The sequence below is a fragment of the Bacillus cereus group sp. BfR-BA-01382 genome, assembly GCF_022663475.1.
Taxonomy (GTDB): Bacteria; Bacillota; Bacilli; order Bacillales; family Bacillaceae_G; genus Bacillus_A; species Bacillus_A thuringiensis_S.
In genome coordinates this window covers 1-25,292 of sequence record NZ_JAKUFQ010000083.1, presented here as the reverse complement: position 1 = coordinate 25,292, position 25,292 = coordinate 1, and the positions used below count along the sequence as shown (strand labels likewise).

The window sequence follows — 25,292 nt, the reverse complement described above, 5'->3', positions numbered from 1 at the left end:
TGGTGCAATTAGAGCTACAATGATCCAATTGTCGATAACGGTAATCACAATTTTTACAATGTACATCCTGTATATTTAGAATTTTGATACGTGCTTCTTTCGCATTCATATCTTCACCCTCTATTAATTTAACTAATACTTGGCCATTCTAATTTTTCAACATATTGCAGGTAATCGACTAACGCACGATTAGTTGGTGTTACTAAAAATGCTCTCTCATCAAATACTTCTCTTTTTATTGATTTTGGACCACCATTTTCTGCTGCTTCCATATACTCTTTAATTAACGCAAATGGGACTAAGAATATAGAATGTTCTTTACTAAATTCCAGTAAGATGAAACAAATTGCACCCATCTGCTCCGCTTGTAATAACCATTCATATTGATGAGGTTTTATATTTTTCAAATCAAAACGTTTATCATTTATAGTAGCCTTGGCCTCAAATGCAATAAATCGTCCTTTATATATTCCATCATAATCCACTGTAGACTTTTTCTCGTAATACCCTTCTTTTATTCTTCCATCTCTAGATTTTTTTGTAACAACAACCGGTGTTGCTCGTTTTTCAATTAATGCAATTTCATTATTTCTATACATATCATTTGACCAATTAATTAGATTTTCAAATGCCGCTCCATGATCCCCACTATATGCCATTTTATTAATCTCCTTTTTACAAAATGAAATTTTTATACTAATCTCTTTGCTATTTCATAAATGACTGGTACAGTCACTGAGTTTCCAGCTTGTGCATAAAGCTGAGTATCATCATTCACAGCAGCCGCTTTATCGAAAGCCCAATCCGGGAAGCCCTGCAAGCGCCACGCTTCTCTCGGTGTGATTCGTCTCCACTTGCCTGTCTTAGGATCCATTACAGCTTGTGTACATCCACGGTCCAGAGTTTGGGAATATCCCCGTCCCACACGTCCACGCCTTGTATTGGAGTTAGGGAAAGCGATGTTGATTGTATCACCGTCCGTAGCAAAGTCGTAACCTTGCTTCGTGTTGTTGATAATTTTAAAACCTTCGGTTCTCGGTACTGGAGTTGGTGGATTACTGTATCTGATAGGAAATATTTCTCGTCTACTGTATCTTCGAGAATGTCCGATAATGAATACTCGATCTCTACTGTGGGCGACTCCGGCACAGCGACTGTTAATGACTTGCCATTCGACATCGTACCCAATCTCTTCCAGTGCAAGGAGCATGATTCGGAAAGTTTCCCCGTTCCCGTGACTGAGAAGACCTGTGACGTTTTCAAGAAACAAATATTGTGGTTGGATTTCTTTAGCGAACCGTGCAATTTCGAAAAATAACGTTCCCCGTGTGTCTTCATAACCTCTTCGATTCCCTCCAAGGCTAAATGCTTGGCACGGAAATCCTCCGCAGATAACGTCAACTCGTCCTCTAAAGCGAGAGAGTTCTGCTGCTGAAACTTTTGTAATATCATGTCGTGTCCACTCCCCAACTGTATCATTGATAGCTTCATAACTTTTTCTAGCAAACTTGTCTATTTCTACATATCCAAGGCATTTATTTGATGCTTGCTCCATGCCCAATCTAAAACCACCTATTCCGGCAAATAAATCTATAAAAGTAAGACTCATATCACCACCTCGCTTTCTAATAAAATGAAGTTTTTATTAAGAAATCTTTTTCATCCGACCAGTAAAAGCGTATTCTCTTTTTAAAAAGTTCCTTGCTGATTTATAGGACGGAAACCAATCTTTAAAATTACTAAATCGATCAATAATTATTAGGTCAAAATAACCGTCGGATTTTTCTTTTATGGTACATTTAAAGTAACCATCCTCTCCTATCCACACATTCATTTCTCAACCTCTTTTCTAATAAAATAGCGTTTTGGTTAAAGTTTCTTAACATACTCCCAAACGTCATCAATTTTTTCGTTTTGTATATCCAGCATTTCCTTATAAGTATCTAAACGTTCTTTTGAGCGTTTTAAATCCAACTTTATACACACGATGTGACCAAACAAAATACCGATAATTATCCATAAAACCAATTCCATTACCTTTACCTCACTTCCACACAAGATACCGTTTTTGTATTACTTAATGAGTCACGTCACTAATATCAGCAGTTATCCAATCTGTATCAACATCTTCAATCGGTGGCATTTTCGGTAAATGTTCCGCATTGTATTTCTTTGATTTTTCGATTTGTTCTATGATTTTTTGTTTTCCAACTTTGTTTATTACTCTTTTTATTTCTTCAGCAACTTCCGTTCTTAAGAATGCAACTGTACCTGCGGCTGTGCTTGTTTTTTCGTAAGCATCACCAATAACTGGTATCGGCAACAATACCCTGTGACCAGTTGTAACTTCAGATATATTAAGTACATTTCCGAAAACAGTGTCGAACATAGGACATGCACATAATGTGAATTCATCTATTTGTATGGCGTGTCCTATCATTGGTTGCCAATTTCCTTGATTTGTTGCTAAATGAAACTTTTGAGCTTGTTCGTTCACTTTGATTTCCATTCCGTTCCCCTCCAAAATAAGAATTTTGTTTAGTTTTCTAGACCTACCACCACATACGGTGTATCATCCGACCAAACTGTTTCATTCTCCGTATGAATCTCCTCTAATGTTTTATAGACAGGGAATCCAATACATTCCCACTCAACTTTTTCAGTCGGTTCCATTTCCTCAACGACAACATCATGAATATCTCCATACCCTATAACATTCATTAGGTAATATCCAACAGCTTCAAACCGATTCTTTGCTCTAATGACTTTAATATTGTTACCAAAAGCAAACATCACTTTGTAAAAGTTCATCTGGATTATATTCGTTTTTTCAACACACTCTATAATCCTGTCATAATAACTCTCTTCAACAAGAAGCACCTTTCCTACACCTTCAAGATGCTTCTTCTCCCAAAGGGATTTATCCCCTTTGATATCTGTTAAATTCATTTCTGTTCTCCTTTCTATTCAAATAACTATTTTGTTAAGATTTAAGAACTTTGTATGCAACCGCTAATGCATCGCCCATTGCGTAGCATTCAGGAATTTTGTAAAGGTATTTTTCATACAATTCTTTATCCGCAAAGTAGATGGACCTCATTATTTCATCTCGTCCTGATAAATGTTTTCCCATCAATTTATCGCAGTAATCTTTATAAGCTTCTTGATGATGAAATCCTAGTAACTCCCAAACTTTAATAATGTGCGTTCTATGTTGACTTGCCGTATATGTTTCAACAATCATCATTGCAAAAGCACGATTGTTTTTACTCGCTTCAAAAATATCTTTCTTAAATTCTTGTCTTATTTGTCTATGTTTTCTTTTGACAGCTCTGCGTGATCTGCTTACCACTTCCATATCTCATTCCCCTTTTCAATTAAAATAACGCTTTTGTTTAGTTTTCTTTCACTTCAACACTCCAACCACACTTACAAGTACGTTTAAATGTGTCACCTTCAATTCCAACAGTTCCTTCACCATCACTAACATTCTCATTTCCACACTTTAGACATTTCGAATATTTCCTTAGTAATTGAATTGATTTCCGTGCATCCATATCTCGAACTTCCTTTCCTAATAAAATTTATAAGCACTACGAACTGTACTCCTCATGAATTTGTGGATTTCCTGTTCCGATTCGAATTCATCTTTCCCGAATGTTCTAAAAGTACTGTATGAGTTATCCGGCTGACATGAGAGCTTCCATTTATCTCCCTTATCAATTATTGAATACGACCCATAATTTTTCGCTTCTTCCTCATTCGAATAAACATGTACCATATTCGGATCATTTAATCCTCGCGTACAAATGAAATCTAAATCTTGATAAACAACCGGAAAAATTTTTGTTAACCGTTCACTCAGTAGCTGTTCTTTTCTCATTTCAATTCCCCTTTCTTAATAAAATTCAAATTTGGTCTTAATATCCGTTATCCTGGCGTTCAAAGTTTTCTTTATTTTTTTCTTTATACACACGTACAATATCCTCATATGTATATCCGTATAAGTAGCAAAGTCGGAAGAAAATACCGAAAGCCTTATGTAAATGTGTTAGGGTTACGTTTAAATCTCTGTACTGGCACCACGCACGTTTAGCAGTTAAAATATCCTGCATATACCATTCAAACAGCATGTTCACGCTTAATACATTTTTCTTCATAATGTATTGCTCGCGAAACATTGCTACGATTCTGCGCTTTAAGGTAAAACGGTCTAATTCAATTACAATGTTCATAAGAAAATGGAATCCATCAACTAATTCCACTAATAATCCATCTTTAGGAGTCCCAAACCCTACACTCCACATTTTGAATGCTCTCGTTTCATTCCACGCCTCGCCAATCTCAACTAACAATGCACGGAACAACATGTCTAATTTGTCATTACCTTTATAACCAATACGTCTATCAAGTTCCTTTTGCATTTCTATTAATTCACTAATATCAAATGTTTGGTTCGTTTCTTCTTTAGTAATAATATGCAAGTTAGTTACATGTATCATTGTGCATACGCTCCTTTTCGATAATCTTTAATAATGTCACCATTTCCATTAAAATAAGCAATTTCCCAATACGGATTAAACCTAAACTTATCCGGATTACCATCTAAAATAACGTACAAATCATTTTTACAATTGCCAACGATCGTCCCCATTCTTCCCTGAACTTCGACACGCATCCCGCGCTTGGCAAATGGTATTCTCCTGTAATTACACATTTTCCGAAATGCCGCTTCTTGTCCAAAAAGCGTAGCGATATCTACCACTCCCAGGTACTTGCAACTAATGAACCTTTCAAATTGTTCAAATGGCATATCTATAAAGTGCTGCTTTTTAAATTGTTTATAATAGTGATATTTTGCTTTCTCTTCACTTTCTTTGGAAATGATATGGTCACATCTCCACTGCGGAAAAACTGTTGAAATATGATACTTGTATGTAGGAGCAGCAGCCATTAGTTTCCCTCCTGTCCGACAAAAGAAACTTTCGACCAATCCATTTCCGCTGTTTCTTCTTGATTAACCATCTCTAAAGGCATTTCTAGCAAGAAGCGCGCTGTTTTGTTGCAGTTCGTGCATTTTACATGAATAGCTTTTTCTGCTGCACTTACCATGATTCCGCCGATTCCGTTATCCTCAGTCGCAATAATTGGCAATACAGATGTAACTGGACCTTCATTTTCAAATTCTTTTTCAACCAAACTAGCCAGTATATTCATTCCACATAAGCAAGTAATTTCAAATTTCATATTATTTATCCCCTTTAATTGTTTTATATTTGTAACTATTAGCAAGACCGTCAATTCCAGCTCGTCCAATTCCCACAATTGACGGTCTCTGAGCCTATAACACTTCAAATCTATTAATCGATTTATTATCTTTTGTTTCTCCAATTGCTTTGTTCACCTGCTGTTTACTTTTGAATCTTATCGAATACCCTAATTGCTATAGCTATAATAAGACTGAATATTACAAAAACAATTAATGTATCCTTATCCATAATGGATTAACCCGCCATATCTTCTGCGAAAAAGTAGATTTCTAGTTCTTTAGGATCTATTTGGAACCTCTCGTCTGAATTGTTAACTAGTACGGCCACAAGTCCCGTTTCTGGCTCTTGATGTAGTACAGTTAAAACACGTTTATCGTTACTCACGAAGTCGCCAGGATGGAATTCATTATTTCTTCTATTTCTAGCAGCAAATATTCTACGACGCTCTTCCCAATACTGCTCATCCTCTGTTGCTTTGCGGCACTGATCAGCAAACTGCCAGCCCTTATCTCCTACACTCATAACCGATTCATTACCCCAATTTCCATATACTGCAATACCGCCATTCTGATCGATAAAAGCAATATCTTCTACCGCTGCAAACATTGTGTAGTCTTTGCCTTCAAACGCTACCCATTCCCCTCTTTCAATAAACGGTGCAATGATTTCCGTCATATTTATATTCACTACAGTCACTTTCATATTTAATTCCTCCTTAATTTGTACTAAACCCAAAAATCTACACTTTGTTCAAATTGCACATTCATTTCCTTACGAGCATATTCATGTTTTTTATACTTAAATTTGACTAACTGATAAAAACCGTTCTTACTAACTCCTCGTACTCTATCTATATGTTGGTACTGGAATACCTTAAATTCTTTCGCATACTTACTTGGATCTTCATCCGTTCCACAATTACTCCAACCGTTTTTTATAAATTGTCCAGGATCATCACATACTGCATAAATTTCTTCTTTCTTGTTAGCAATTAAATAGATATCATCCCAATATTCTAAAGTTTTCATCCCAATTTTGATCGCTCTTACTGCATCAAGAATACTTTTAAATTCAGCTTCCATAGTAATTAACATCCTTTCGTTATTTAAGATATTTAGTTACATATTGCGGTCTAAATCCACTATCCAAATAGATTCTTAACTGCTGTGGCTCTTGCGATTCCCTTGCCACGCAGCAAATTTTCTCCGCGGAATCCCAATGAAAACTTTTGTCTTCGCTTCTCTTATAACGCCATATAGCTGTGACATAATCCATGAACATATCAAAGTGATTATCCTGTTTTGTAGAGCGCGGCAGCTCGTCCGCGCTCCAGACATCGCATGGAATAATAGCCATGACATCTACAAATCTTGACAATCCTCGCCTTTGTTTTACATCCGCCTTCTTTATATCAAAAGGAGAACTTTCTAATATATCTGGTTGTTTTATAGAATCATTCAGTAACAGTGTCAGTTGTTCCGTCATGGTGCTCACCCTCTAGCTGCAGTGTGTATACAAGCCCCCTATCTAGTAACGAACCGACAACTGCGTTAATCCACAAATGATTACCAATTTTCTTCTGTAAGTACTGTAGAATCGATATAATTTCATGAGTAGAAAGTGATACGAATACCCCTAATTTTTCTTGATTGAACTTTCCGCCGCGCTTTTCAATCTCTAAATTTATTCCATTTTCTTTTACATATTGCTCTGCTTTTACTAGGTTGAATTCGCGTACTTTTTCCCTTCCGTATCCTTTAGTAAGAGCCGTTATCATATCTTTTATCACTAACGTTTCAATCACTTTTAATTTACACTCCATCTCGCCTCGACAAGACTTACAAAGCACTTTTTCGCATCCCTCAATGTACATATTTTTTACATCAGCAGTTGGAATTACAGCACTACAGATATCACACCATTCACTATTATCGAACAACAAGTCACTCATTACTTTCATCTCCCAACCTTTAATTTTTAATCGTTTATATATAACGCACTTATTGCATGGCCGCTAGTGCGTTTATGTGTACTAATGTGTTATAATTGCAAATGTAAATTCTTTCTTAACTACCCATCTCGCAAATGGGTATTTTTTTATACACTTTTTTTGATTTCTTCTACTATCTTCGAACTTCCACTAACCTTTTCTAGATGCTTAGCAACCTTCAAAACTTCATTTCTTTCTTTACTTTTATTTTGTTGATCGCTCTTCTGCTTTTGCATGTACAGATCCATAAGTTCCGATTCAATCGCAACTGCTTCACTAGATTGCTTGTCACATAGTGTTTTTAATTCTTGAGCAGCTGTAAACTCACCAGAATTCATTGCTCTTTCACATTGAGAGAGTAATAACTTACGATTCATCATATATTCCCGGAGCTTCCCCTCTAAGAGTTCAGCTCTTTGTACATGCTCAGGAAGCACTCTGTCTCTTATTCCCAATTACATTCACTTCCCGTTCTTGTTTACGGTCATCTTCATCGAGTTTTCGCTCGATGAAGCTACCGCCTTTGTATGCTGCTAATGCTAGTAATCCAAGTCCTAAACCAAAGATACAAACGGCATTGGTACTCTCAACTAAGACAATATCCATTACGCTATGATAAATACTTTTTTAGATTGAATTTCCTCTGCTAATGCAGCAGTTAAATACTCTTTGATGTTATCAATTGCTTCTAGCTTCCATGCGCCACCGTCAGCTTCAAAAAGGGAACATCTTGGACCATCTTTCATACGGAAAACAAAGTTACTTTCTGGCTGTTCTACCTCAATAAATGTTCGGTACGGCTGTAAAGCTACAGGATTAGGAACTGCTACATCCGCTGCAAGTTGAGTTCCTGCACGTGCTACAACCATTTGTGAGTAACCACTATCACCATAAGATTTAACATTTTCTTCTTTTATATTCCCAACAACTTTTAGCATTACTTCTCGGTCATCATTTAGTACAAAACCCGATTGGAGGCTAATGATGAAATTCTCTACGTCGTGCCAATGGCCAAAATCAAAATCAGGAATAAGTGCTTCTGTTTTTACAAATGTGCTGCGGTTATAGTTACCGTTGATAGCTGTAAAGCAGTTTACTGTAGTAGGGCTTGCAATATGAATCATTAATTGCTCCTCTACATCAAAATTTGATTTCACATAGTCTACTAGTCCTGATAAATTACGTACTAATAATGCTCTTGCTGTTGGTTCTTCAACAACATGTAATGGCTGCGTTGAAAATGTTTGGCCATCAATTTCCTTTGTTTCTGTATTTCCTAATTTCACTAAGTACTGAATTGCTTCTTTAATCATTTTTTATTTCCCCTTTACAATTTATTAGTTAGTTTGTTGCTTACGGAAATCTACAACTTGTCTTTCAGTAGGTGCAGGTGTTGTTTGCTGTTCTACTACTGGAACTTTTTCACCAACATCAGTAGCTACATCACCTTCACGATCAATGTACATTTGACCTGGTATACCAGAAGATAACTCTTGGCCAATAACAGTTCCATCTGAATCGCGACCTATAATAAATGTAGAATCAACATCTTTTGAAGGCGCTAATTTTGAAACAGCTTTTACAGAGCAATCCCATAATTCACGCTTTTTATTCCCCTTAAATGTTAGAGTTAAAGTAATTGACCTAGCTTTTGTAGGATCTGTATTAGGATCCACCATGTTTTTTAATACTTTTTGGAACTCATCATCAAGTTTTTCTGCAACTGCACCTTCTGCTAAACTATTTAAATCAATGTTCACTTCAAAAACCTCCCTATTGTATTTAATAGCTTTTTATACTAAACGCGGACGCCAGGATTTTATGTAATTTATAACTTCATCAAAATCCTTCTGGCGTACATTGTGATAACTATTCACTGCAAACGAAGCATAAATATCTCTCCAAAGTGCAGAAAATACTTTGCGCTTTGTATCATGAATATTTTTGTTTACTATTCCATCATTCCAAAGCTTATAAACCCTACGATTTACAGCATTCCTAATTGCTGTTTGTTGGCTATAATCAACGGTCATGCGTTCTTGTACAGTTTGCTCTAGTTTCCCTAAGCGATCTCCATGATTCATCATCTCTGTTGTCATGATATTGATCATTTGCAATGGATGCATATTTTGTTTAATTTGTTGTTCCATACGGTTAAATTCATGTATGTAACTTTCTTTCATATAAGCTGCTCTTTCACCCGTATATCCCATAACCAGAAACATCAATCCATCTCGTTTAAGTAAATACTTAGGTCTTATCTTCTGTTGAGCATCTTTGTATTCGGCCAACGAAAAATTTCGTTCGCTAAATTCTTTGCTACAGTTTAAGGATTCAATACTTTTCAGTACATCTGCATGACGTTTATTGAAAACATCTGCAACTGTTAAACTGTCAGTCACTAAATCATTTCCTTCTAGGAATACTAGATGACTAACTGGATGCTGTATTGCTTGTAGTCGACTCATTCTAAACCCTCCTAAGTTTATTTTTCGTAAACTTTTTCGTAGAAGTTTGTTTTTTATATAAGTTTGCATTTTGCAAACTTTTTGTTTAAAAAAATAAACCGATCAATTTCGATTTTATGTCGTGATGCGTTAATCATCTGTTTTCAAAATATCACTTATTGGAGTATTTAAAACTTCTGACATTGCAATTAATGCCTTTCTTCCTGGTTCGCTTTTCCCACTCAAATATAAGGAAACAGTTGAAGGATGGCGTTCTATAGCTCCTGCGAAATCAATTTGTTTCATTTTCCTCTTTCTAAGCAAAGTTGACACTTTCTCGCTGTCAAATCTCATTTTAATTTCACCTCGCTTATACTTTACACTTTGAATTCTATCAAAAAGTTTGTAAAATGTAAACTTTTTTTATAAAAAAATTCCTTTTATCCTGTTTGAATTTAGTTTTAACTATTACAAAAGTTTGATTCTATCAAACTTTTGTAATAGAATGTACTTACTTGCATATTAATTTAACTGACTATAACTGAAATGATTATATATAAAAGGGTGGATAAATTATGCGTGGAGATAGGGTAAAACAACTGAGGAAATCCAAAGGGTGGACACAGGGTGAACTTGGAGATGCTGTAGGTTTAAAAAAAGCTACAATATCATTAATAGAAAACAATAAACGAGATCGAAGTGAGCGATCCGTTTCTGTATTTGCAGAAGTTTTAGGGTGTACATCTGATTATTTACTTGGATTTTCAGACGATCCACAATTAAATGGTGAACAACACTCTCGATTAAAACAAGAATTTGATGAAATTTACGAGATGCTTCAAAAAATGCCAGAAGCAGAACAAGAGATGTATTTGAAATGGATAAAAGCTGGTTTAAATACAGAAAGTAAGTAAATGATTGTTAGCATGAACGCTAACAATCATTTTTTTCGTTTTTCAAGCGATTCTTTAATATCATTAACATGATTCCTAGCCTTTCCATCTGTTTCCCCCTTTTTTAATAATTCCCATAGATTAGTAGCTATATCATTTTTTTCTGTTGAATTTTCTTCATGTACTAATGCTAAACTCATTATTTATTCCCCCTACATCCTTTTTATTTTATATGCACCGTTTAGAATGGAAAGTTTTTATCGTTTTTTATCTGTAATCATCAAAAAAGTTTCCACTCTTTATAAAGCAGAAATGACACTATCAAATATGATAGTGTCATTTCTAATATTATTATTTATAAAAATCAACCGCCGCCCGGATTCGGGTCCATATACATTACTGGCGCGTCTACATGCTTAATTTTATCTTGTTTTGTAGCTGGTGCAAATGTAAAAGTAGCAGCTGCCGCAATTGTCAAAATAACTTTAAATAACTTGGACTTCAAACATTTCACCGCCTCTTACTTATATAATTTGATTATAACATTTTAATGCATTAATAGGTAGAGAAATATAGAAGAAATCACCTGTTTTAGAAAAACTTTCTACGGACTGCTCAAAATATTCCCTATCACCTGTTGCCAGTCCCATATAATACAGTTGAAAGGCACTAAGTGACCCATTCTGCTTCTCTAGTCCTCTAAGTATTTCTAAAGCTTCTTCCTTTTTACCGATTTTTATATAAAAAAACGCTAACTCTGCTAAATCCAGTTTGGTACGATCAATTGAATCCAAGTCTTTCCCATGATGTATTTTTAAGAATAGTAAAACATTTAATATTTTATTTCTTCTTATTTTAAACTTTTTATTAACTGGAACACCTATAAGTTCAAGTGCCTTGCAGATGTAGTTTTTCGCTGTTTCATAATCACTTAGCGCATAACTTTCTCCTAATTTACAATAAGCGATTGCTTTAGTACTTATATAATAGTTAAAAGGGTCATTTAAAATTTCAAAACAAATTTCTCTCGCCTTAAACAAATCTCCGTTATTATGCAAATGAATAGGTACTTGCATTTCTTTTACACGCAAGAGAAATGAATTCCGATTTGTGTGTTTTGAAACTTTCTCAATCCTAGGTAATACACTTTCAATATATTCATTAACCTTTTGGTAATTACTAAAATCTAAATAGGAATACATCATACTAAAATCCGAAACAATCATTAAGTCATCATCAGTATTTTTTTGGAATTCTCTTTTCTGTTGAACTTCATTAAAAAAGTCCCTTGCAATAATAGTTCCTTCACTTCTCTTTCTAAGAAGTTGATAATATTCAGCAATTTTCACATTAGTACGTACAGTTGGCGAATCGCCCTTTTTTGTTTGTGATTTCATTATTTGTTCAATTACTAATTCTTGAAGTTCATATTCCCCAAACATGTCTAAAACTTCTAACGCTAGTTTTAAATTTTTATGAGATAGTCTTGGTATATACTCTTTAATGCAATTTCTTCTAAACTCTACATCTTTAGGTTTATATAGTCTAAGAGCGTCAACTAAGTGCATAAAATCAAATTTATCTTGTTTTTTAAAATAACTATTTACTGTTGTATGCGTTACTTTAAATCTTGTTGCCAATTTTCGATTCGTATACCCATTTGATTTTAAAGTTTCTTGCATGTCACTCAAATCTAATAAAGCTCGCACAATCTTTGTCCTCCTTGTGGACAAAAAGACACGTAACCCCATTTTATTACATATAAAGGAAAACGCGCCACTTTCAATCTAAGTTGTGTTATAATAATTATGTACAAGATCCGCGACAATGTTCCCTACCTGGATTAGGGGGCAGTGTAAGAGTGCGTCCAACACTACTTACACCGTGGGTCTTTTTTCACGTCCGTTTATTTTATTTCTTTTCATAATAACACAAATTTCCCAAAATTCGGTCATGGAGTAGTCTGAAAACTATTGAGAAAGTTGTAAAACCGCTGTACAGCAACGTTTTTTATGTTACACGGAACCTCATATGCAATTCTGCATACACTTTGCGAGATTACCCACATGCATATTTTACCACAAAACCGAACTTTTGTTCTAACTAATTTTATAATGATTTAAAACTAATCACTGAGGAATATAGAAGTTTCTTAATTAATCGTTTTATCCAAATATATACCATTCACTTCTCTCGTTCGCTTATAATTGTCACAGATTAAAAAGGGCGGTGAATAGTCATTGCTGAGCGAACAACTTATATACTTTCGAAAGAAAAACAAACTTACTCAAAATGATGTTGCTTATCACCTGAATGTAGTACGTTCTACTTATACCAATTGGGAAGCAGGACGATCAGAACCAGATATAGCAACTCTCATTAAGATTTCTGATCTATATAATATTAGTCTGGACAACTTAGTTGGTCGAGAATATCGTATTCCACCACAAATCGAGGTCATACTAGATCAAATTTCTAGTTTAGATACAGAACCACAAAAGAAAGCGTTAAATCTCTTAGTGGAATATACATACTTGGTAAAAAAGTATTTTACGTAGACTTCACACTCCTTATTTTTAAGCGTAAACATCTTTAGATATCAAGATAATACGGATCTATTATTAAGATTCTAAAATGAAATACGAAGCGTTGCAGCGCTTTCTATTTTGAATTGAGGATATTGTATTTGAATCCATAATATAAGAAAACTTTTCCAAAATAAAGAGGTAAAATTTTACATAATTTTACCAATCCTACCAAGAGAGCCGATAGGCTCTCGTTTTTATTCCCATCCGACAAAATACGACATTAATTGAATGATTCTCTCTGTTATTATGTACATATGAATTAAATGAAAAACGAGGTGTAATCATGGGATTATTCAGTTCTAAAAATCCAAAAACAATAACTGAAAATAAATTTTCATGGAAAGATAATGTAATAGAGATTACTGATGATGGTTATTTACAAAGTAGCGGTTTAATTAATATGGTACGTATTCCATTGCGTCATATTGAGACTGTTACCTATTTCATCAACACTCTTAAGCCATCTATAAATGTCGATCTACATATAATTGGAAAAGGGGTTGTATTAGGTACCTTGACTGTCGGTATAGATTTAAAAGACGAAATTCAAGATTGGTTATTAGATAAAATAGAAAAATAATTCATTAATAGGTTGTGGATAACCGTACTTATCCACAAAAAAGACCGTCATTTATTTGACGGTCTTCTCTTTTACTCTTCTTTTTTCAACAAAGTTCTGCTATCATAAAGTGGTAGATATATAAATTGCAAATGTAAATTTTTCATATAAATTATAAAAAATAAAAAACCCCGACGAAATTTTCAAAGGTTCATGTAAGTTTGGCCGCCTACTACACCGATGAAAATTGGAACACGAGGTTTGTTTTCACATAGTTATTTGTTATCTCTATGATAGCACATACTAAAAAAAATGTGAATAACAATCCTCTATTTTCCTATACCCATTTTTGGGCGGGGTGGAAAAGAGAGGATTTTTTGTTATGGCAACAACTAATAAAGAACGTCGCATCAACGGTATGAAAGCAAGCACAGATTTATATTTTCAATTATTCCAGTACTTATTTTATGAACCGAAATATAGAAAACTAAGCAATAATGCTCGTGTCTTATACTCTATCTTACGTGATCGATACAAACTTTCAGTACAAACTTCGCAAGTAAAAGATACTTTTATCGATGAAGACGGAAATATTTTCTGTATTCTAGATAACACTGAACTTAGTTATCTATTAACAGTATCAGAACCAACAGCAATTAAAGCAAAAAAAGAATTACATGCAGCTGCCTTACTTGAAGAAGTATCTGTAAAAGACGAAGCCAATCGCTTATATGTATTAGAACCAGAATTAACAACAGATAACTGGACATATATGTCTGAATTAGATGAATTACGTAAGCAGAAAAAAGAAAAGAAAAATGAACGTGTTAAAAAATTAAAAGAAAAGAAAAGAGCTGAAAAAGCTCAAAAGAAAGACAGTGAACCTCAACCACCAGTTGGTGACTTAAATAACTTTAGTCACCAAGAAAATGGGGATTCTGCAAAAAATGGTGACTTAAATAACTTTAGTCACGTGACTAAAGAATCTTTAGAGAATACAAAAGTATTTAATATACAGAACGATTTTAATTACTTTAGTAAGTATGTAGGTAAGAGTATCCCTAATCTCATTCTTGATTTTTATAATCAATATTTCAAAACAACTAAATACGCAAAAATTGAATTAATTAAAATGTGTGAAGAAGAAAATGCAGTATTAGTATTTGAATCGATTAAACGCGCTATTGATGGTGAAGCAGATAAACCTATTGCATACATAAAGAAAACAATTACTAATTGGAATGCTGCCAATTGCAATACATTTGAGGATATTCAAATGTACGAAGAAAAACATCGTAATAACAAAAAACAGATTAAAGCTAAAGGTAACTATAATCCTAAAAATAAAACGGTACGTAAAGAAATGGTTCCAGAATGGGTTGGGGAAGAAGAAAATACATCATCAAACAGAGCGGACAATGGACAAGCATCTGAAGACGAACGTAAACGTTTAGAAGACGTATTAAAGAAATACAAAAGAGATTAATATCATATAGGGGATGAATACGTATGCCAAGAAAATTCAAGTTTACTGAAGAAGAACAATTACGATTTGATCATTTTGTTACGACAGATGAATTTGCAGAAGTATTAGCTATCGCCTGGAGATACGGTTCCAAACGAAATGACAATTTCTCAATAAGAAGTCAAAGAAAATGGATTGTTGCTCGTTTTTCAGAGTTGGTTGAAAGAAGTTGGTCTATAAGATATTGCGAATATGGAAGCGATGAACCTTATTGGGAAGGAGCAGTATGTTTAAATCACCCTTTAGTAAACATGCTAGTTGAAATGGGATGGTCCCAAGTTACTAAAGAGGAGCGTTCTTTTCCAATAGGTGATTTTAATGAAATAGTGTTCGTAAAGACTTTTATTCTACTATTACACGATTTAGGAACAATTCGAGAAAAAAGAAAAGGTAGAATGATATTCCGTCCACGATTACGAATTCATGGATCAGTTGATGTATTAAACAATATTGGTCGGGTCCTCCACAATGAATTAAATGTTGGATTTAAAAAATTGCAAAGTGATCAAAAGGTTCCAAGAGCAAAGACAGTTTATTTTCAGTCTAAATTTGAAATACCCAAGATTTTAAAATTTGTTGGAGCTACAGAATCGTTAGATAAATTTAATTCGCTTGATTTAGGATCTAGAGAATTAATGACAGTTTAAAATTTCACACACCGTACTATTTTTATATCTTCTAAAACTCAGTATATAAGGGATTTCAACGAATTTTAGGGAGGACAAGCCTATGTCTTCCCTACCTTTCTACACGCTTTTTATAGATTTAGCGAAGCCATTGCAAAGATCAGGGAATTGCTTGTATAAATAATTTTTAAATTAATAAAATAGATTGTTTTAAAAGATATTAATCATAAAGGTGTCACCTTAGTAATATCATGTATTGAAAAGGTAACACCCTAGTGTTACTATTTAAGAGTATTAATTAATAAAGGGAGAGATGAAAATGTTAATAACAGCCGCTATTGATGCCGGAAACGATGCTTTAAAAGCTTTGTTTAATGGATTTGAAAACAAATTATACATTCCTAACGTAGTTAAAGAAATGGAATCTAGACAGGTAATCGAATTAGGTGACGATCCATTAAAGGAATTACATGTACATATCACATCTTCAGCATTAAAAAAATCAGCAACATATGCAGTAGGTACTCTTGCTGCTAAGGAAAAACAAAGTGCTCAAATTCCGGCTACTGATTTAAAAAGCCAATCGGATCAAACAACTATCTTAATGTTGGCTGCATTAGCTTATGAAGCAGCTTCTAATAGCGACAAAGAAGTAATTGATGCAGAATTCTTATTATCTACTGGCCTTCCAGTTGATGAAGTTAAAGAGGATAAACGCGCTGGATTTAAGAAAAAACTTTTAGATGGCACTCATGTTGTTGAATTTAAGAAAACACCTCATTTAGAAGGTAAAAAAGTACGTATCTCGTTTAAAGATATTTTTGTAAACGTTGAAGGATTCGCAGCAATGATTAATTTAACAATCAGTGAAGACTTAAAACCTCAAAATTCAGAGCTAAGACAAAAGAACATATTAATTAATGATATGGGTGGTAACACTACTGACAAAGCAGTAATTCGTATGGGGCAAATTGACAACGAGTACTCAAGTGGTTCTCCTTTAGGTATTGGTGAGTATTTAGACGCAATACGTAAAGAAGTATTCAGTACTTACCGTGTAGATGTATTCAAATCAAGAAGACAGCTTGTTGAAAATATGACTGCAAAACATGAAGCTTATATTATTAGGCCACATGGTAAACCTGTTTCTTATTATGAAATAGCAGAGAGACATTTAAAAGAATTTGCTGTAAGAGAATACGGTGATCTAGTAGATAAATGGAAAGAAGTCGGGGATTTACATAGTATTCATAATGTTGGCGGTTCAGCAGCAATTGTTAAATCATTTTTAGAAGATATCAACAAAAATGAGAATCAATTCGAGATGCATTTCTTAGATACAGAAGAAAGCATTTGGAGTATTGCTAAAGCTTACTATAAGTTATTACTGATTATCGCCAAACAAAAGGAATTAAGCCTTAATTAGTGGGTGGTATACATGAAAAAAATTAAAGATGTTCAGCCTGGTAAAACTTTTACTGTAAAAGTTCCAGTTGATGCAGATCAAAAAACCTTAGATTTTTTGAATAAACACAGAGATATTTCAAGAAATAAACTTGTTTATTGGATATTAGACAAGGAAGCTAAGAAAGAAAACCATAAAGAAGTCACTATTCCTTTAAGTTTTTCATTAACAGCAGAGGAAAAAGAACAATTACTTAATCCAATGGCTGTTAAAGCTCTTGAAGCATTCGTTAAATCTTTGATAGGTGCGGAAGATATACCTATAAAAGAAGTCAAAGAAGAAATTAATATCGATGATTTCGCAGGTATGATTAATTACGAATAACATAAATCGATAGTTATTTAAGAAAAATATAACCTCCCTCTTCTCTTTTAACCATTTTTTCATGGAATATTGGAATTATGGAAAAGTGTCCCTGAGATAAACAAGAGAGAGGAGGTAATTTTTCGAAAGAGGGGAGCATCATGAGTAATGTTAACCCTATGTTTGAACCTTCCAGAAAAACTACTACAATAACAAACCAACAACCTCGTAAAACTCGATCAGATAAAAAGAAAGATATAAAAATTCCAGTAAATGAAATTCAACGACAGTTAATAAGAACCTCGGCATTTCAACAAGGAATAACTACTACACAATATATGTCCAAATTACTCACAGAACATCTCAAAATCGATTATATAAGCGAAATACATGCGTATGAATATAAAGACACCAAAAAGTACATTCACGCAAAATTGGGGCAGGAAACGCACTCTAAGCTTGTCCAATTAGCGATTGAATGGGGAGTTTCGCAACGAGCAGCTGCAACACGTATCCTTTGTTTTGCATTACGCACAATGTGAGGTGATAGCATGTATAGTAAATACGACGTTATGACTAAAGAAATACAACTTATGAGCGCTAACAGTTGGTGGGAACGAACGAAAATTGAATGGACCTTAAAAGAGAAATACCGATTTGAAGTAAAGATGCTCAAGATTTACTTATTCCGGATGAATATTATCATTGAAGATATGGAAGAGGAAGATTACGAGTGTAACGCTAGTGATCTAGCTGAAATACTTGTTGAAGACTTTATTGAACATATAAGGGCCAAGAATAGTATGGAGCAGCTGTTTCAAATTTTAGAGAGTAAGAAACACTATACGGATTTCGAATTAGAATTTAATGAAAACGATGAACGATACGGAACAATTGATGTAAAGATTGATAGAAGGACGTTAAGGAGAATTGAAGTGTTTTTTGCAGATATGGCTCACACTTTTCCAATGCATGGATATACAGCAGATAAACTAATCAACATTTTGATGTGTGACTATATGAAGCATTACGCTGCAGAACCAGGAAGAAAGCTATCTTTGTTAAAACGGAGATTTTCATAATGTTTAAGATTCCCATTTTCGGGATGTTTAAAAAATGAAATCTTTGACCACTCTTGTAATAAGAATTTAAAACAGGAGTGATAACATGGGATGGATTATTTCTGGTAAAGGAAGAAAATCGAAGCTCTCCAATTTTTTGGAGAAAAATAAAATTACTCAACAAGAGTTAGCGAAAAAAAGTGGTGTTAGTAAATCTACAATTAGTCGTGTGTGCCAAGGAGATAAGTTTTCACCAACTGTGAAAAATGCACAAAAGATTATAAAAACATTAAAGAAATTAACAAATAAAGATGTACATTATGATGATTTTTGGATGTAGCTCCGTTAAGAACGGGGCTATTTATTATTAGGAGTAATCATTGGATTTTTGGACATTTTTTTACTATGAAAAAACGTTAGGGTAAAAGTGTCAGCCCGTCCTAACAATTTTAAAAAGGTTACCCCCTTTTTAAATAAAGGGTAAAAGTGAGAAAAAACGCAAGGGTTTGAATCCCAACTTCAGCGTACATGTTTAACTATCTATAATACATATAATTTATTACATCATTTCTGTTAGGACGGACTAACAAAAATAAAGTTAAATTTGCATAAAGAGAAAAAGCCGCCCAACAGGACGGCTTTTGTTTTTACTTCACATATACATAGGCTTCACTTGCTGTGATATAGTATGTTTCACCTTTGCTATTGTGTACTTTATATTGCGGTGAACCATCTACATTTACTTTCGCATCAATTGTAAATCCTAATCCTGCATCTACAGAACCAGCCACATCTTTATCCTGCCAAGATGGAGCATCATAGAAACGTAGATTGTTAACTTTTGAAACAACACGCTTTCCAACAATAGAAGAATCTACTGTGCTTTTCTTATTAAACTTCACATAAGATGGATCGTTCTTAATCCACTGATCTCCACCAAGATTTAACCAACCATCCTTTTCCGCCCACACAATATAAGATTCTGGTTTGTTTAGTTGACGAATTTTAGAATAGCTTGTACCTGGTCCTTTACGTAAGTTAACGTTGTAACCTTCAATATAGGCGATACCGTCTGTTACTGCTGTTGGTACTTCCGATGGTTTAGATGGCTTCTCAGGAACAGAAACATCCACATTAGAATTATTGTATGCTCGTTGTACATCTGCTCTAAATTGAGCTTCTGAAACCCCATGAGACTTTAAGTAATCATTTGGATCTTCGTGATCCGTACCGCCAAGGTAATGAGTTACATCGCTATGTGTCCACAATCCTTTTTCTACAGATAACCCACGGTCACGTAAGATTTTAGCTAGTAACTTAACGTATTTATCATAGCTGCGTTTGAATTTTGTATAGTCCGCTGTTTCGCATAACTCTACATGTACAAATCGTTTATTAGCAGCAGGACCGCCACCATAAGCGATGTATTTTGTATCTGCGATTTGAATCGTTTCGTTCCAATCGACCGCATAGTGAACAAATGCATTTCTCCATGTACGAGACTCATATTTTTGAATGTTAATAGCTGGAGCTTCTGGAGTTGCTGTAGAATGCGCTACAACGCCCTCATAAGCACCTACACCATAACGGTATGGTTGTTTCGGTAAATCAGGAATAATAAGTGTTCGATCAGCAAAAGCACTTGTAGCAAAAGAAACAGCAAGTACTGGAATCATAAGTAACGAGGTAATATGTTTCATTGTCTTTTTCATTTAGCATCAACATCCTTTTTCATAATTTTTGTATGGTCAAATAGTCCACTTGCTGATAGTCCAATGATGATTCCCTGGAATACATTTGTTTTGATATCTCCGCCCATAAATAAAACGCCTAGCATAATGCCAAGCGTTAAATTTAGTAACGGAACATATTTTGTTTGTAATCCAATTGTTTTTCCAATCTGTGAAAGACCTACTACAATTGCAATCATTACAGTAATTTCAAACATTACATACCACCCCCCTTCAAAAAGAAAGTGAGAGCTGCTCCAACAATTCCACCGACAATAAGTCGTAAAATCCAGGTAGTATTGGCGCTGATTTTATCTAACTGCTTGTTGATATTATCAATATCTTTCTCGTTACCTGTTGTTCGTATTTCTAACCCTTTAATCTCTAAACGAATGTCCTTGATCTCTTGCTTAATTTCTTGAACATCGTTTCTTACATCTTGTAACCCTTCCATTTTGACCACCTCATTTCAAAATAAAAAGAGAGACATCTATTTGTCCCTCTTTTCTTATAAAAGCCGTATTTTATGCAAAATAAAAAAACAGCTTATGGCTGCTTTGGTTCCTCATTTATTAATTGTTGCACTAATACCTTTAATTCATCAATTTCAGCTTTCATTGAAACTTTCTCAAGTTTTTCTGCTTCAAGTTGTTCTTTAAGAGTGTCAACTTCCTGCTTCAACATACCGTGGTCAAATTGAAGATTTTTAACTTCAAAGTCAACTTCTTGTATTGCTTGAATAGAAATTGAAACCGAGCTATAAAGTGTTACAGCGTCTTTCTGTGGTGTGGTGAATACATCGTCAGAGTCCTCCGCAATCATACCGTAATTAATTGGAAGTATAATAGACTCCCCTGACTCGAAGCGTTCAACATCTCTTATAAAGTGATACTGTTTGATGTTTACAGAGTTGATTTTATCTAAAGCAGAGAATGGAAGGTCTTCTATGTCCGTTTTAAGCTTACGAGAAGAATTAGGGATAAATTCTTGCGCCCACATACGCCCTGTAGCGCTAATATTCTCTTGCGCTCGTAATGTTCTTAATTCTATATCTTTCCATCCCTTACCCATCATATCTTTAATCTGCAAGCCATTGTTATAACCTTGTACAAAACTTGACCTTATTAATGCATTACCCATGATTAAATCATGATCGGTGGCGCCGTTTACGAAATGTATTTTATAGTCACTGCCTTTTCTTTTGAAAGTAAACTGCCCCGCGTTATTTGTAAAAATATGTGGTTCAGTTGTAGTTACAGAGAAGTAACCATATCCTGGAGCCCATCCTTCAGATTCAAAGATAATATCATTCAAGTTTTGAAAACGAAATTGTCCATCTGAATATACACTCAGATGTCCACCGTCATTATGCATTTGAATATAGTTTGACCAAATATTAGTTCCTTCTGCATTTTCTCCTTTAGAAATCCCGAATCTTGCATATGCTTTAGAAGGTTGATCGACTCCATTAATTCGCGGCATGACTTGATAAATATAAAACGATCCTGTACCCCTGTATTTAATATTGTCAGAACCAAGGACGAGTGAAGGTTGAATACTTCCATCATTTGTTTCCATAAATCCTATATAACCACGTGGTGTGTCTGCATCGAAAATCTTCATGTTTTGTTTATTTATTTCAACAAATCTGTTTCCACTCGTTTTAAGTGTTACTCCTTCTAAAACTTTTCCTTTGATATGTTCAGCTGTTACATATCCTATAAGGTTGATTCTGCTTGCTTGGATTTGAATTTGCTCAGCTGATTGATTAATCTGCGATATAACATCGCCTTTTTTAACCCTAGAATTAATATTTTGGTTTGTTAAATTAATTGCTGCTTCCATTTCTAAAACATAAGCAAATTTTTTGTCGGCATCCGTCTTTGAGTACACTTCAGTCGCTTTAGCACGAAAACCTATTTCTTCGGTATTTTGATCGATACTTGTTTGCATTTTTTTTGTTACTGTATCAAAATCACTTTTGGCTATCTTATCCGCCACTAAATCCACCAGTTCTTTATAGTTGGTAATGTCTTTTGGGTTTGGCATGTATACAGATGGTTCTTTTCCTTGCTGCAGCTGTGGTTTCGATACCCAAATTGTACCGTTTCGTCTGACCCATATTTCTGATTTTAAACCTGTAAATCCAGTAGCAGGAGCCTTTGCAGTTACACTTACGAGCGCCCATGATCCGTTTATTAATGAATCTTTAATCTCTGCTTGTACAGAACTTACTTGTGTTGCACCATTAAAAAATCCAATTTTAATAACTGCACCATTATTTATAGTGTTTTTATCTGCCGTGTAAACCCAAGTCGAGTATACATAGTCGCCACTATCTAAAGGTATACCGACAAGCTGTGAAATACCTGTGTAGTTATCGGAGCTTAATCCAGTTGCATTGATACGTACTGCATTATAACCATCACATTTTCTATCTGTAACAACATCGACTGTTGCTCCAGTCACTACACCTTGCTTTGTCCACTTGGTTAAACTAGGAGTCTCATTTATCACATTACCACTAGCATCTACTTTTTTATCTTTAAATTCCGTGTTGAATAATACGTTTGGGCCTCCAAGTCCTCCCACGTAAGCTTTCATTTGTTTTTCTGTAATTGTAGATTTTAACGAGTCTTTAGTTTGTTCTAGTTCATTTGTATTTTGTTGAATGAGCTTTCCGTGCTCAGTTTGTTTTTCCGTTAAAGCTGTAATGGTTTGAGAATTTGAAGTCGAGCTCTGCTCAACACGATTCAACGTTGATTGCATTTCACCTTGTTTTTTTTGAACTGTTGATACAGTTGAATTTACACCCTCCACACTTCTTTCTATCTCAGTTGTTTTCTGGATGAATTCATTATTCGTTACTTGATTTTCTGGAGCTGGTGTCCAATCCTGTGGCTTATTCCCTTTATATAGAGCAACCCATTCTACAGTTGCCTTTGTAGCGTTATTTGGATAATTATATAAATGTAATCTTCGTTCATTCCCACTTGTCGTTGCAACAGCTTTAAAAGTTACATAAGTTATTCCGGTAGCATAGGCACTTGTTGCATATCCAACATGATTTGTACCACCATTCTGCCAAATTCCAAATTGTTGGCCCTGCGGGACACTTCCTTTAATTACAAAAGTATATTCCTCACCTGCAACAAAATTTTCAGTTAGAGAATATGGATTGATTAGATAATCTGTTTTTTCATATTTAGTATTTGAATCTAATAACAGATTACGTCCTCCAGATTTATCATTATTAACCTTTGTTTCTACCTTTGTTAACTTTTCGCTAATCTTCCCTGCTGCTTCTTTGATCTCTGTTGTCACCTTGGTTAAAACATTTCCATCTGCAAAATCTTCAGGAGCAGGTCGCCACGAATAATCTTTGTTGCCTATAGTAATAATCAATTGCGGTGAGCTTTGCTGATACCAACAACCAGTAGGAGGATTTGCGTCAGGTTCTATACGAAAATGACTCTCGTTATCCGTACCTGTTGATGCCATCATGCCCGCTGTCACTACGAACGAAACACTTACACGTTGCCATTGATTAGTAGATTTATTTGGACGGAGTCCGGTAGCACCGGCTGCAAAATAGAAAGTTTGTTGTAAATCTTGGCCATCCGGTAAACCTTTTACGCGAGTATAAATTGTATAGGTTACTTTATCTCCTACTTTTACAACTTTTCGATCTACTAAATCTTTGAAGTTATAAGCTAAAGCAGTCCATGATGATTGGGTTTCTATAACAGCATTACTTTGAAAAACATCTTTCGAAATTTTAACTTTATCCGCTGATTTAAGCCACCAACGATTGTCTGCTTGAGCAAAGGTCAAAGCGCCATCAAAGGATTTAGAACCGATTAATAAATTTCTCACATCATCGTTTATGTTAGCTACACTTTCTTTAACCTCTGAAATAACTCTCTTATTTCCGTCCACATCACTTACTAAGTTGTTGACTTTGTATATCGTCTCAGAACCAGTTTTCGTTAATGTTTCAATAGACACCTTAAATTTCTCAGAATCCTGTTCAACCTGGGTAACTTTTTTATTAATTTCACCTTGATCTCTTTGTACATCAGTTATAGTTCTTGAAACTTTTTGTAGATTTTCTGTTACTTGATTGAATTGACCAGTGGCTGCTTCTTGTGCTTCTTCCACTTTCTTATTTAATTCTTCTTTTGTGAGTTGAATATCCTTATTAACCTGTTCAATCGTGTCTTGCTTTATTGTTTCTACGTCGGGAACAACCGACTCCCAAGCTGTACCTGTCCATATTTTTAAAATACCAGGTTTACCGTTGCTGATATCGCGCCAAAGCGTTTTGTTTGGTTTAAGATCAGTGGTTGGTGGTTCCTTACCTTCTATGATATTAACCATATTCGTTTCGATATTTTCTTTTAATTTTTCAGAGATGTCTTTTGCTGATTTTGAATCTTTAACAGCTTGTTCAGATTCTTTTTTTGCTTGTTTAGCCAACTCATCAAGCTGCTTTACTAATTCGTTATTAGCTTTTCCGTCTAACCAAGCACGCAGTTTGTTATATAGTTTTCGTGATTCCTCATTCGGATCTATAATTTCTCGATAGTCACCAAATACGTATTTATCTTTTGATGGATCTTTAAAAGATTCATCTCCGGCAATAACACGAGCTTCTAAATATAATTTAGGTGTAAATCCTTCATCTTTTATATGAACTGTATCACCTTCATTGACTTGCTCATGCTCTAGTCCGTATATACGCCCTATAGATTGCGCTTCTACTTCGTATGAAACAAATGTATTTATACGTTTTTTCATTTCTATTTTCATAAGCGTCATGAGACGTTCCGGCG

General features: G+C 34.5%; 39 protein-coding genes. 10 read left to right on the top strand and 29 right to left on the bottom strand.

Annotated features, from left to right (window positions below):
* Nucleotides 1-128 precede the first annotated feature (128 nt).
* The 22 genes from MR160_RS25080 to MR160_RS24975 form a co-directional block, all read right to left on the bottom strand.
* Complete coding sequence (locus MR160_RS25080; RefSeq protein WP_242298321.1) at nt 129-659, bottom strand: Holliday junction resolvase RecU; 531 nt, start codon at nt 657-659, stop codon at nt 129-131.
* A 32-nt stretch (nt 660-691) separates the two neighbouring features.
* Nucleotides 692-1,609, bottom strand: coding sequence for a DNA cytosine methyltransferase (locus MR160_RS25075; RefSeq protein WP_242298319.1), 918 nt, complete (start codon nt 1,607-1,609; stop codon nt 692-694).
* Nucleotides 1,610-1,645: 36 nt separating this feature from the next.
* A complete protein-coding gene (locus MR160_RS25070; protein ID WP_242298317.1) occupies nt 1,646-1,834 on the bottom strand; it encodes a hypothetical protein in 189 nt (62 codons plus the stop codon).
* A gap of 35 nt (nt 1,835-1,869) precedes the next feature.
* Nucleotides 1,870-2,034: a hypothetical protein gene (locus MR160_RS25065; RefSeq protein ID WP_050842992.1), complete on the bottom strand. Its 165-nt coding sequence runs from the start codon at nt 2,032-2,034 to the stop codon at nt 1,870-1,872.
* A gap of 43 nt (nt 2,035-2,077) precedes the next feature.
* Nucleotides 2,078-2,509, bottom strand: a complete 432-nt coding sequence (locus MR160_RS25060; RefSeq protein ID WP_242298315.1) for a hypothetical protein — start codon at nt 2,507-2,509, stop codon at nt 2,078-2,080.
* Between the two features lie 29 nt (nt 2,510-2,538).
* Nucleotides 2,539-2,949: a hypothetical protein gene (locus MR160_RS25055; protein ID WP_242298313.1), complete on the bottom strand. Its 411-nt coding sequence runs from the start codon at nt 2,947-2,949 to the stop codon at nt 2,539-2,541.
* A 34-nt stretch (nt 2,950-2,983) separates the two neighbouring features.
* A complete protein-coding gene (locus tag MR160_RS25050; protein WP_242298312.1) occupies nt 2,984-3,358 on the bottom strand; it encodes a hypothetical protein in 375 nt (124 codons plus the stop codon).
* Between the two features lie 37 nt (nt 3,359-3,395).
* Nucleotides 3,396-3,557 (bottom strand): DUF3797 domain-containing protein, encoded by a 162-nt coding sequence (locus tag MR160_RS25045; protein WP_242298310.1) that lies wholly within the window; start codon nt 3,555-3,557, stop codon nt 3,396-3,398.
* A 17-nt stretch (nt 3,558-3,574) separates the two neighbouring features.
* Nucleotides 3,575-3,883, bottom strand: a complete 309-nt coding sequence (locus MR160_RS25040; RefSeq protein WP_242298308.1) for a hypothetical protein — start codon at nt 3,881-3,883, stop codon at nt 3,575-3,577.
* 37 nt (nt 3,884-3,920) lie between these two features.
* Complete coding sequence (locus MR160_RS25035; RefSeq protein ID WP_236790343.1) at nt 3,921-4,502, bottom strand: dUTP diphosphatase; 582 nt, start codon at nt 4,500-4,502, stop codon at nt 3,921-3,923.
* Nucleotides 4,499-4,954 carry a hypothetical protein gene (locus MR160_RS25030; RefSeq protein ID WP_086874368.1) on the bottom strand — a complete coding sequence of 152 codons (456 nt, stop codon included), beginning with the start codon at nt 4,952-4,954 and terminating at the stop codon, nt 4,499-4,501. Before MR160_RS25030 ends, MR160_RS25035 begins: the two co-directional genes overlap by 4 nt.
* Entirely contained in the window at nt 4,954-5,247 is a 294-nt protein-coding gene (locus MR160_RS25025) for a hypothetical protein (protein WP_242298306.1), read from the bottom strand. Before MR160_RS25025 ends, MR160_RS25030 begins: the two co-directional genes overlap by 1 nt.
* Before the next feature lie 257 nt (nt 5,248-5,504).
* Nucleotides 5,505-5,972: a hypothetical protein gene (locus tag MR160_RS25020; protein ID WP_242298305.1), complete on the bottom strand. Its 468-nt coding sequence runs from the start codon at nt 5,970-5,972 to the stop codon at nt 5,505-5,507.
* A 23-nt stretch (nt 5,973-5,995) separates the two neighbouring features.
* Nucleotides 5,996-6,352, bottom strand: coding sequence for a hypothetical protein (locus tag MR160_RS25015; protein WP_242298304.1), 357 nt, complete (start codon nt 6,350-6,352; stop codon nt 5,996-5,998).
* 19 nt (nt 6,353-6,371) lie between these two features.
* On the bottom strand, nt 6,372-6,755 hold the full coding sequence (locus MR160_RS25010; protein ID WP_242298302.1) for a cell division protein SepF: 384 nt from the start codon (nt 6,753-6,755) through the stop codon (nt 6,372-6,374).
* Nucleotides 6,724-7,221, bottom strand: coding sequence for a hypothetical protein (locus tag MR160_RS25005; RefSeq protein ID WP_242298299.1), 498 nt, complete (start codon nt 7,219-7,221; stop codon nt 6,724-6,726). Before MR160_RS25005 ends, MR160_RS25010 begins: the two co-directional genes overlap by 32 nt.
* A gap of 146 nt (nt 7,222-7,367) precedes the next feature.
* On the bottom strand, nt 7,368-7,640 hold the full coding sequence (locus MR160_RS25000) for a hypothetical protein (protein WP_481746738.1): 273 nt from the start codon (nt 7,638-7,640) through the stop codon (nt 7,368-7,370).
* Nucleotides 7,641-7,686: 46 nt separating this feature from the next.
* Nucleotides 7,687-7,866 carry a hypothetical protein gene (locus MR160_RS24995; protein WP_016090388.1) on the bottom strand — a complete coding sequence of 60 codons (180 nt, stop codon included), beginning with the start codon at nt 7,864-7,866 and terminating at the stop codon, nt 7,687-7,689.
* Nucleotides 7,866-8,573, bottom strand: a complete 708-nt coding sequence (locus tag MR160_RS24990) for a hypothetical protein (RefSeq protein ID WP_242298297.1) — start codon at nt 8,571-8,573, stop codon at nt 7,866-7,868. Before MR160_RS24990 ends, MR160_RS24995 begins: the two co-directional genes overlap by 1 nt.
* Before the next feature lie 24 nt (nt 8,574-8,597).
* On the bottom strand, nt 8,598-9,020 hold the full coding sequence (locus tag MR160_RS24985) for a replication terminator protein (protein WP_242298295.1): 423 nt from the start codon (nt 9,018-9,020) through the stop codon (nt 8,598-8,600).
* 33 nt (nt 9,021-9,053) lie between these two features.
* Nucleotides 9,054-9,728 (bottom strand): Rha family transcriptional regulator, encoded by a 675-nt coding sequence (locus MR160_RS24980; RefSeq protein ID WP_242298294.1) that lies wholly within the window; start codon nt 9,726-9,728, stop codon nt 9,054-9,056.
* A gap of 129 nt (nt 9,729-9,857) precedes the next feature.
* Nucleotides 9,858-10,061 carry a helix-turn-helix domain-containing protein gene (locus MR160_RS24975; protein WP_001209868.1) on the bottom strand — a complete coding sequence of 68 codons (204 nt, stop codon included), beginning with the start codon at nt 10,059-10,061 and terminating at the stop codon, nt 9,858-9,860.
* A gap of 221 nt (nt 10,062-10,282) precedes the next feature.
* On the opposite strand from MR160_RS24975, the gene MR160_RS24970 reads away from it, so the two are divergent.
* Nucleotides 10,283-10,621, top strand: a complete 339-nt coding sequence (locus MR160_RS24970; RefSeq protein ID WP_242298293.1) for a helix-turn-helix domain-containing protein — start codon at nt 10,283-10,285, stop codon at nt 10,619-10,621.
* Nucleotides 10,622-10,647: 26 nt separating this feature from the next.
* Here MR160_RS24970 and MR160_RS24965 read toward each other — a convergent pair whose 3' ends face one another.
* The 3 genes from MR160_RS24965 to MR160_RS24955 all read right to left on the bottom strand — a co-directional run bounded on the left by MR160_RS24965 (nt 10,648) and on the right by MR160_RS24955 (nt 12,309).
* Nucleotides 10,648-10,800 (bottom strand): hypothetical protein, encoded by a 153-nt coding sequence (locus tag MR160_RS24965; protein WP_242298292.1) that lies wholly within the window; start codon nt 10,798-10,800, stop codon nt 10,648-10,650.
* Between the two features lie 164 nt (nt 10,801-10,964).
* Nucleotides 10,965-11,105 (bottom strand): hypothetical protein, encoded by a 141-nt coding sequence (locus tag MR160_RS24960; RefSeq protein ID WP_167316838.1) that lies wholly within the window; start codon nt 11,103-11,105, stop codon nt 10,965-10,967.
* Between the two features lie 19 nt (nt 11,106-11,124).
* On the bottom strand, nt 11,125-12,309 hold the full coding sequence (locus tag MR160_RS24955; RefSeq protein WP_242298291.1) for an AimR family lysis-lysogeny pheromone receptor: 1,185 nt from the start codon (nt 12,307-12,309) through the stop codon (nt 11,125-11,127).
* Between the two features lie 531 nt (nt 12,310-12,840).
* Here MR160_RS24955 and MR160_RS24950 point away from each other — a divergent pair.
* The 9 genes from MR160_RS24950 (at nt 12,841) to MR160_RS24910 (ending at nt 19,067) form a co-directional block, all read left to right on the top strand.
* Nucleotides 12,841-13,158 (top strand): helix-turn-helix transcriptional regulator, encoded by a 318-nt coding sequence (locus MR160_RS24950; protein WP_242298289.1) that lies wholly within the window; start codon nt 12,841-12,843, stop codon nt 13,156-13,158.
* A 313-nt stretch (nt 13,159-13,471) separates the two neighbouring features.
* Entirely contained in the window at nt 13,472-13,768 is a 297-nt protein-coding gene (locus tag MR160_RS24945; protein ID WP_242298287.1) for a hypothetical protein, read from the top strand.
* A 361-nt stretch (nt 13,769-14,129) separates the two neighbouring features.
* Nucleotides 14,130-15,233 (top strand): replication initiator protein A, encoded by a 1,104-nt coding sequence (locus MR160_RS24940; protein ID WP_242298285.1) that lies wholly within the window; start codon nt 14,130-14,132, stop codon nt 15,231-15,233.
* Between the two features lie 23 nt (nt 15,234-15,256).
* Nucleotides 15,257-15,919 (top strand): hypothetical protein, encoded by a 663-nt coding sequence (locus MR160_RS24935; protein ID WP_242298283.1) that lies wholly within the window; start codon nt 15,257-15,259, stop codon nt 15,917-15,919.
* A gap of 298 nt (nt 15,920-16,217) precedes the next feature.
* Complete coding sequence (locus MR160_RS24930; protein ID WP_242298282.1) at nt 16,218-17,324, top strand: ParM/StbA family protein; 1,107 nt, start codon at nt 16,218-16,220, stop codon at nt 17,322-17,324.
* A 12-nt stretch (nt 17,325-17,336) separates the two neighbouring features.
* Nucleotides 17,337-17,687, top strand: a complete 351-nt coding sequence (locus tag MR160_RS24925) for a hypothetical protein (RefSeq protein ID WP_227599697.1) — start codon at nt 17,337-17,339, stop codon at nt 17,685-17,687.
* A 140-nt stretch (nt 17,688-17,827) separates the two neighbouring features.
* Nucleotides 17,828-18,208 carry a hypothetical protein gene (locus tag MR160_RS24920; RefSeq protein WP_227599696.1) on the top strand — a complete coding sequence of 127 codons (381 nt, stop codon included), beginning with the start codon at nt 17,828-17,830 and terminating at the stop codon, nt 18,206-18,208.
* A gap of 9 nt (nt 18,209-18,217) precedes the next feature.
* Nucleotides 18,218-18,748 (top strand): hypothetical protein, encoded by a 531-nt coding sequence (locus tag MR160_RS24915; RefSeq protein WP_242298281.1) that lies wholly within the window; start codon nt 18,218-18,220, stop codon nt 18,746-18,748.
* 85 nt (nt 18,749-18,833) lie between these two features.
* Nucleotides 18,834-19,067, top strand: a complete 234-nt coding sequence (locus tag MR160_RS24910; protein WP_242298280.1) for a helix-turn-helix transcriptional regulator — start codon at nt 18,834-18,836, stop codon at nt 19,065-19,067.
* 307 nt (nt 19,068-19,374) lie between these two features.
* Here MR160_RS24910 and MR160_RS24905 read toward each other — a convergent pair whose 3' ends face one another.
* From MR160_RS24905 to MR160_RS24890, 4 genes are all read right to left on the bottom strand, one after another.
* Nucleotides 19,375-20,439 carry an N-acetylmuramoyl-L-alanine amidase gene (locus MR160_RS24905; protein WP_242298279.1) on the bottom strand — a complete coding sequence of 355 codons (1,065 nt, stop codon included), beginning with the start codon at nt 20,437-20,439 and terminating at the stop codon, nt 19,375-19,377.
* Nucleotides 20,436-20,675 carry a holin gene (locus MR160_RS24900; RefSeq protein ID WP_086874390.1) on the bottom strand — a complete coding sequence of 80 codons (240 nt, stop codon included), beginning with the start codon at nt 20,673-20,675 and terminating at the stop codon, nt 20,436-20,438. The genes MR160_RS24905 and MR160_RS24900 overlap by 4 nt, the downstream gene beginning before the upstream one ends.
* Nucleotides 20,675-20,911: a hemolysin XhlA family protein gene (locus tag MR160_RS24895; RefSeq protein ID WP_000398730.1), complete on the bottom strand. Its 237-nt coding sequence runs from the start codon at nt 20,909-20,911 to the stop codon at nt 20,675-20,677. Before MR160_RS24895 ends, MR160_RS24900 begins: the two co-directional genes overlap by 1 nt.
* 92 nt (nt 20,912-21,003) lie before the next feature.
* Nucleotides 21,004-25,292: tail fiber domain-containing protein (locus MR160_RS24890; protein ID WP_242298278.1), on the bottom strand; the 4,289-nt coding region annotated here is incomplete at its 5' end.

What these genes read in the sequence shown, in the direction of transcription:
- MR160_RS24965 (WP_242298292.1), bottom strand. Translation starts at nt 10,800, where the DNA reads ATGAGTTTAGCATTAGTACATGAAGAAAATTCAACAGAAAAAAATGAT.
- MR160_RS25050 (WP_242298312.1), bottom strand. Translation starts at nt 3,358, where the DNA reads ATGGAAGTGGTAAGCAGATCACGCAGAGCTGTCAAAAGAAAACATAGA.
- MR160_RS24900 (WP_086874390.1), bottom strand. Translation starts at nt 20,675, where the DNA reads ATGTTTGAAATTACTGTAATGATTGCAATTGTAGTAGGTCTTTCACAG.
- MR160_RS25065 (WP_050842992.1), bottom strand. Translation starts at nt 2,034, where the DNA reads ATGGAATTGGTTTTATGGATAATTATCGGTATTTTGTTTGGTCACATC.
- MR160_RS25020 (WP_242298305.1), bottom strand. Translation starts at nt 5,972, where the DNA reads ATGAAAGTGACTGTAGTGAATATAAATATGACGGAAATCATTGCACCG.
- MR160_RS24970 (WP_242298293.1), top strand. Translation starts at nt 10,283, where the DNA reads ATGCGTGGAGATAGGGTAAAACAACTGAGGAAATCCAAAGGGTGGACA.
- MR160_RS24945 (WP_242298287.1), top strand. Translation starts at nt 13,472, where the DNA reads ATGGGATTATTCAGTTCTAAAAATCCAAAAACAATAACTGAAAATAAA.
- MR160_RS25010 (WP_242298302.1), bottom strand. Translation starts at nt 6,755, where the DNA reads ATGACGGAACAACTGACACTGTTACTGAATGATTCTATAAAACAACCA.
- MR160_RS24915 (WP_242298281.1), top strand. Translation starts at nt 18,218, where the DNA reads ATGTATAGTAAATACGACGTTATGACTAAAGAAATACAACTTATGAGC.
- MR160_RS24920 (WP_227599696.1), top strand. Translation starts at nt 17,828, where the DNA reads ATGAGTAATGTTAACCCTATGTTTGAACCTTCCAGAAAAACTACTACA.
- MR160_RS24980 (WP_242298294.1), bottom strand. Translation starts at nt 9,728, where the DNA reads ATGAGTCGACTACAAGCAATACAGCATCCAGTTAGTCATCTAGTATTC.
- MR160_RS25005 (WP_242298299.1), bottom strand. Translation starts at nt 7,221, where the DNA reads ATGAGTGACTTGTTGTTCGATAATAGTGAATGGTGTGATATCTGTAGT.
- MR160_RS25000 (WP_481746738.1), bottom strand. Translation starts at nt 7,640, where the DNA reads ATGATGAATCGTAAGTTATTACTCTCTCAATGTGAAAGAGCAATGAAT.
- MR160_RS24940 (WP_242298285.1), top strand. Translation starts at nt 14,130, where the DNA reads ATGGCAACAACTAATAAAGAACGTCGCATCAACGGTATGAAAGCAAGC.
- MR160_RS24925 (WP_227599697.1), top strand. Translation starts at nt 17,337, where the DNA reads ATGAAAAAAATTAAAGATGTTCAGCCTGGTAAAACTTTTACTGTAAAA.
- MR160_RS24910 (WP_242298280.1), top strand. Translation starts at nt 18,834, where the DNA reads ATGGGATGGATTATTTCTGGTAAAGGAAGAAAATCGAAGCTCTCCAAT.
- MR160_RS25030 (WP_086874368.1), bottom strand. Translation starts at nt 4,954, where the DNA reads ATGGCTGCTGCTCCTACATACAAGTATCATATTTCAACAGTTTTTCCG.
- MR160_RS25040 (WP_242298308.1), bottom strand. Translation starts at nt 3,883, where the DNA reads ATGAGAAAAGAACAGCTACTGAGTGAACGGTTAACAAAAATTTTTCCG.
- MR160_RS25025 (WP_242298306.1), bottom strand. Translation starts at nt 5,247, where the DNA reads ATGAAATTTGAAATTACTTGCTTATGTGGAATGAATATACTGGCTAGT.
- MR160_RS24930 (WP_242298282.1), top strand. Translation starts at nt 16,218, where the DNA reads ATGTTAATAACAGCCGCTATTGATGCCGGAAACGATGCTTTAAAAGCT.
- MR160_RS25035 (WP_236790343.1), bottom strand. Translation starts at nt 4,502, where the DNA reads ATGATACATGTAACTAACTTGCATATTATTACTAAAGAAGAAACGAAC.
- MR160_RS24935 (WP_242298283.1), top strand. Translation starts at nt 15,257, where the DNA reads ATGCCAAGAAAATTCAAGTTTACTGAAGAAGAACAATTACGATTTGAT.
- MR160_RS25060 (WP_242298315.1), bottom strand. Translation starts at nt 2,509, where the DNA reads ATGGAAATCAAAGTGAACGAACAAGCTCAAAAGTTTCATTTAGCAACA.
- MR160_RS24905 (WP_242298279.1), bottom strand. Translation starts at nt 20,439, where the DNA reads ATGAAAAAGACAATGAAACATATTACCTCGTTACTTATGATTCCAGTA.
- MR160_RS25045 (WP_242298310.1), bottom strand. Translation starts at nt 3,557, where the DNA reads ATGGATGCACGGAAATCAATTCAATTACTAAGGAAATATTCGAAATGT.
- MR160_RS25075 (WP_242298319.1), bottom strand. Translation starts at nt 1,609, where the DNA reads ATGAGTCTTACTTTTATAGATTTATTTGCCGGAATAGGTGGTTTTAGA.
- MR160_RS25055 (WP_242298313.1), bottom strand. Translation starts at nt 2,949, where the DNA reads ATGAATTTAACAGATATCAAAGGGGATAAATCCCTTTGGGAGAAGAAG.
- MR160_RS25080 (WP_242298321.1), bottom strand. Translation starts at nt 659, where the DNA reads ATGGCATATAGTGGGGATCATGGAGCGGCATTTGAAAATCTAATTAAT.
- MR160_RS24990 (WP_242298297.1), bottom strand. Translation starts at nt 8,573, where the DNA reads ATGATTAAAGAAGCAATTCAGTACTTAGTGAAATTAGGAAATACAGAA.
- MR160_RS24995 (WP_016090388.1), bottom strand. Translation starts at nt 7,866, where the DNA reads ATGGATATTGTCTTAGTTGAGAGTACCAATGCCGTTTGTATCTTTGGT.
- MR160_RS24895 (WP_000398730.1), bottom strand. Translation starts at nt 20,911, where the DNA reads ATGGAAGGGTTACAAGATGTAAGAAACGATGTTCAAGAAATTAAGCAA.
- MR160_RS25015 (WP_242298304.1), bottom strand. Translation starts at nt 6,352, where the DNA reads ATGGAAGCTGAATTTAAAAGTATTCTTGATGCAGTAAGAGCGATCAAA.
- MR160_RS24975 (WP_001209868.1), bottom strand. Translation starts at nt 10,061, where the DNA reads ATGAGATTTGACAGCGAGAAAGTGTCAACTTTGCTTAGAAAGAGGAAA.
- MR160_RS25070 (WP_242298317.1), bottom strand. Translation starts at nt 1,834, where the DNA reads ATGAATGTGTGGATAGGAGAGGATGGTTACTTTAAATGTACCATAAAA.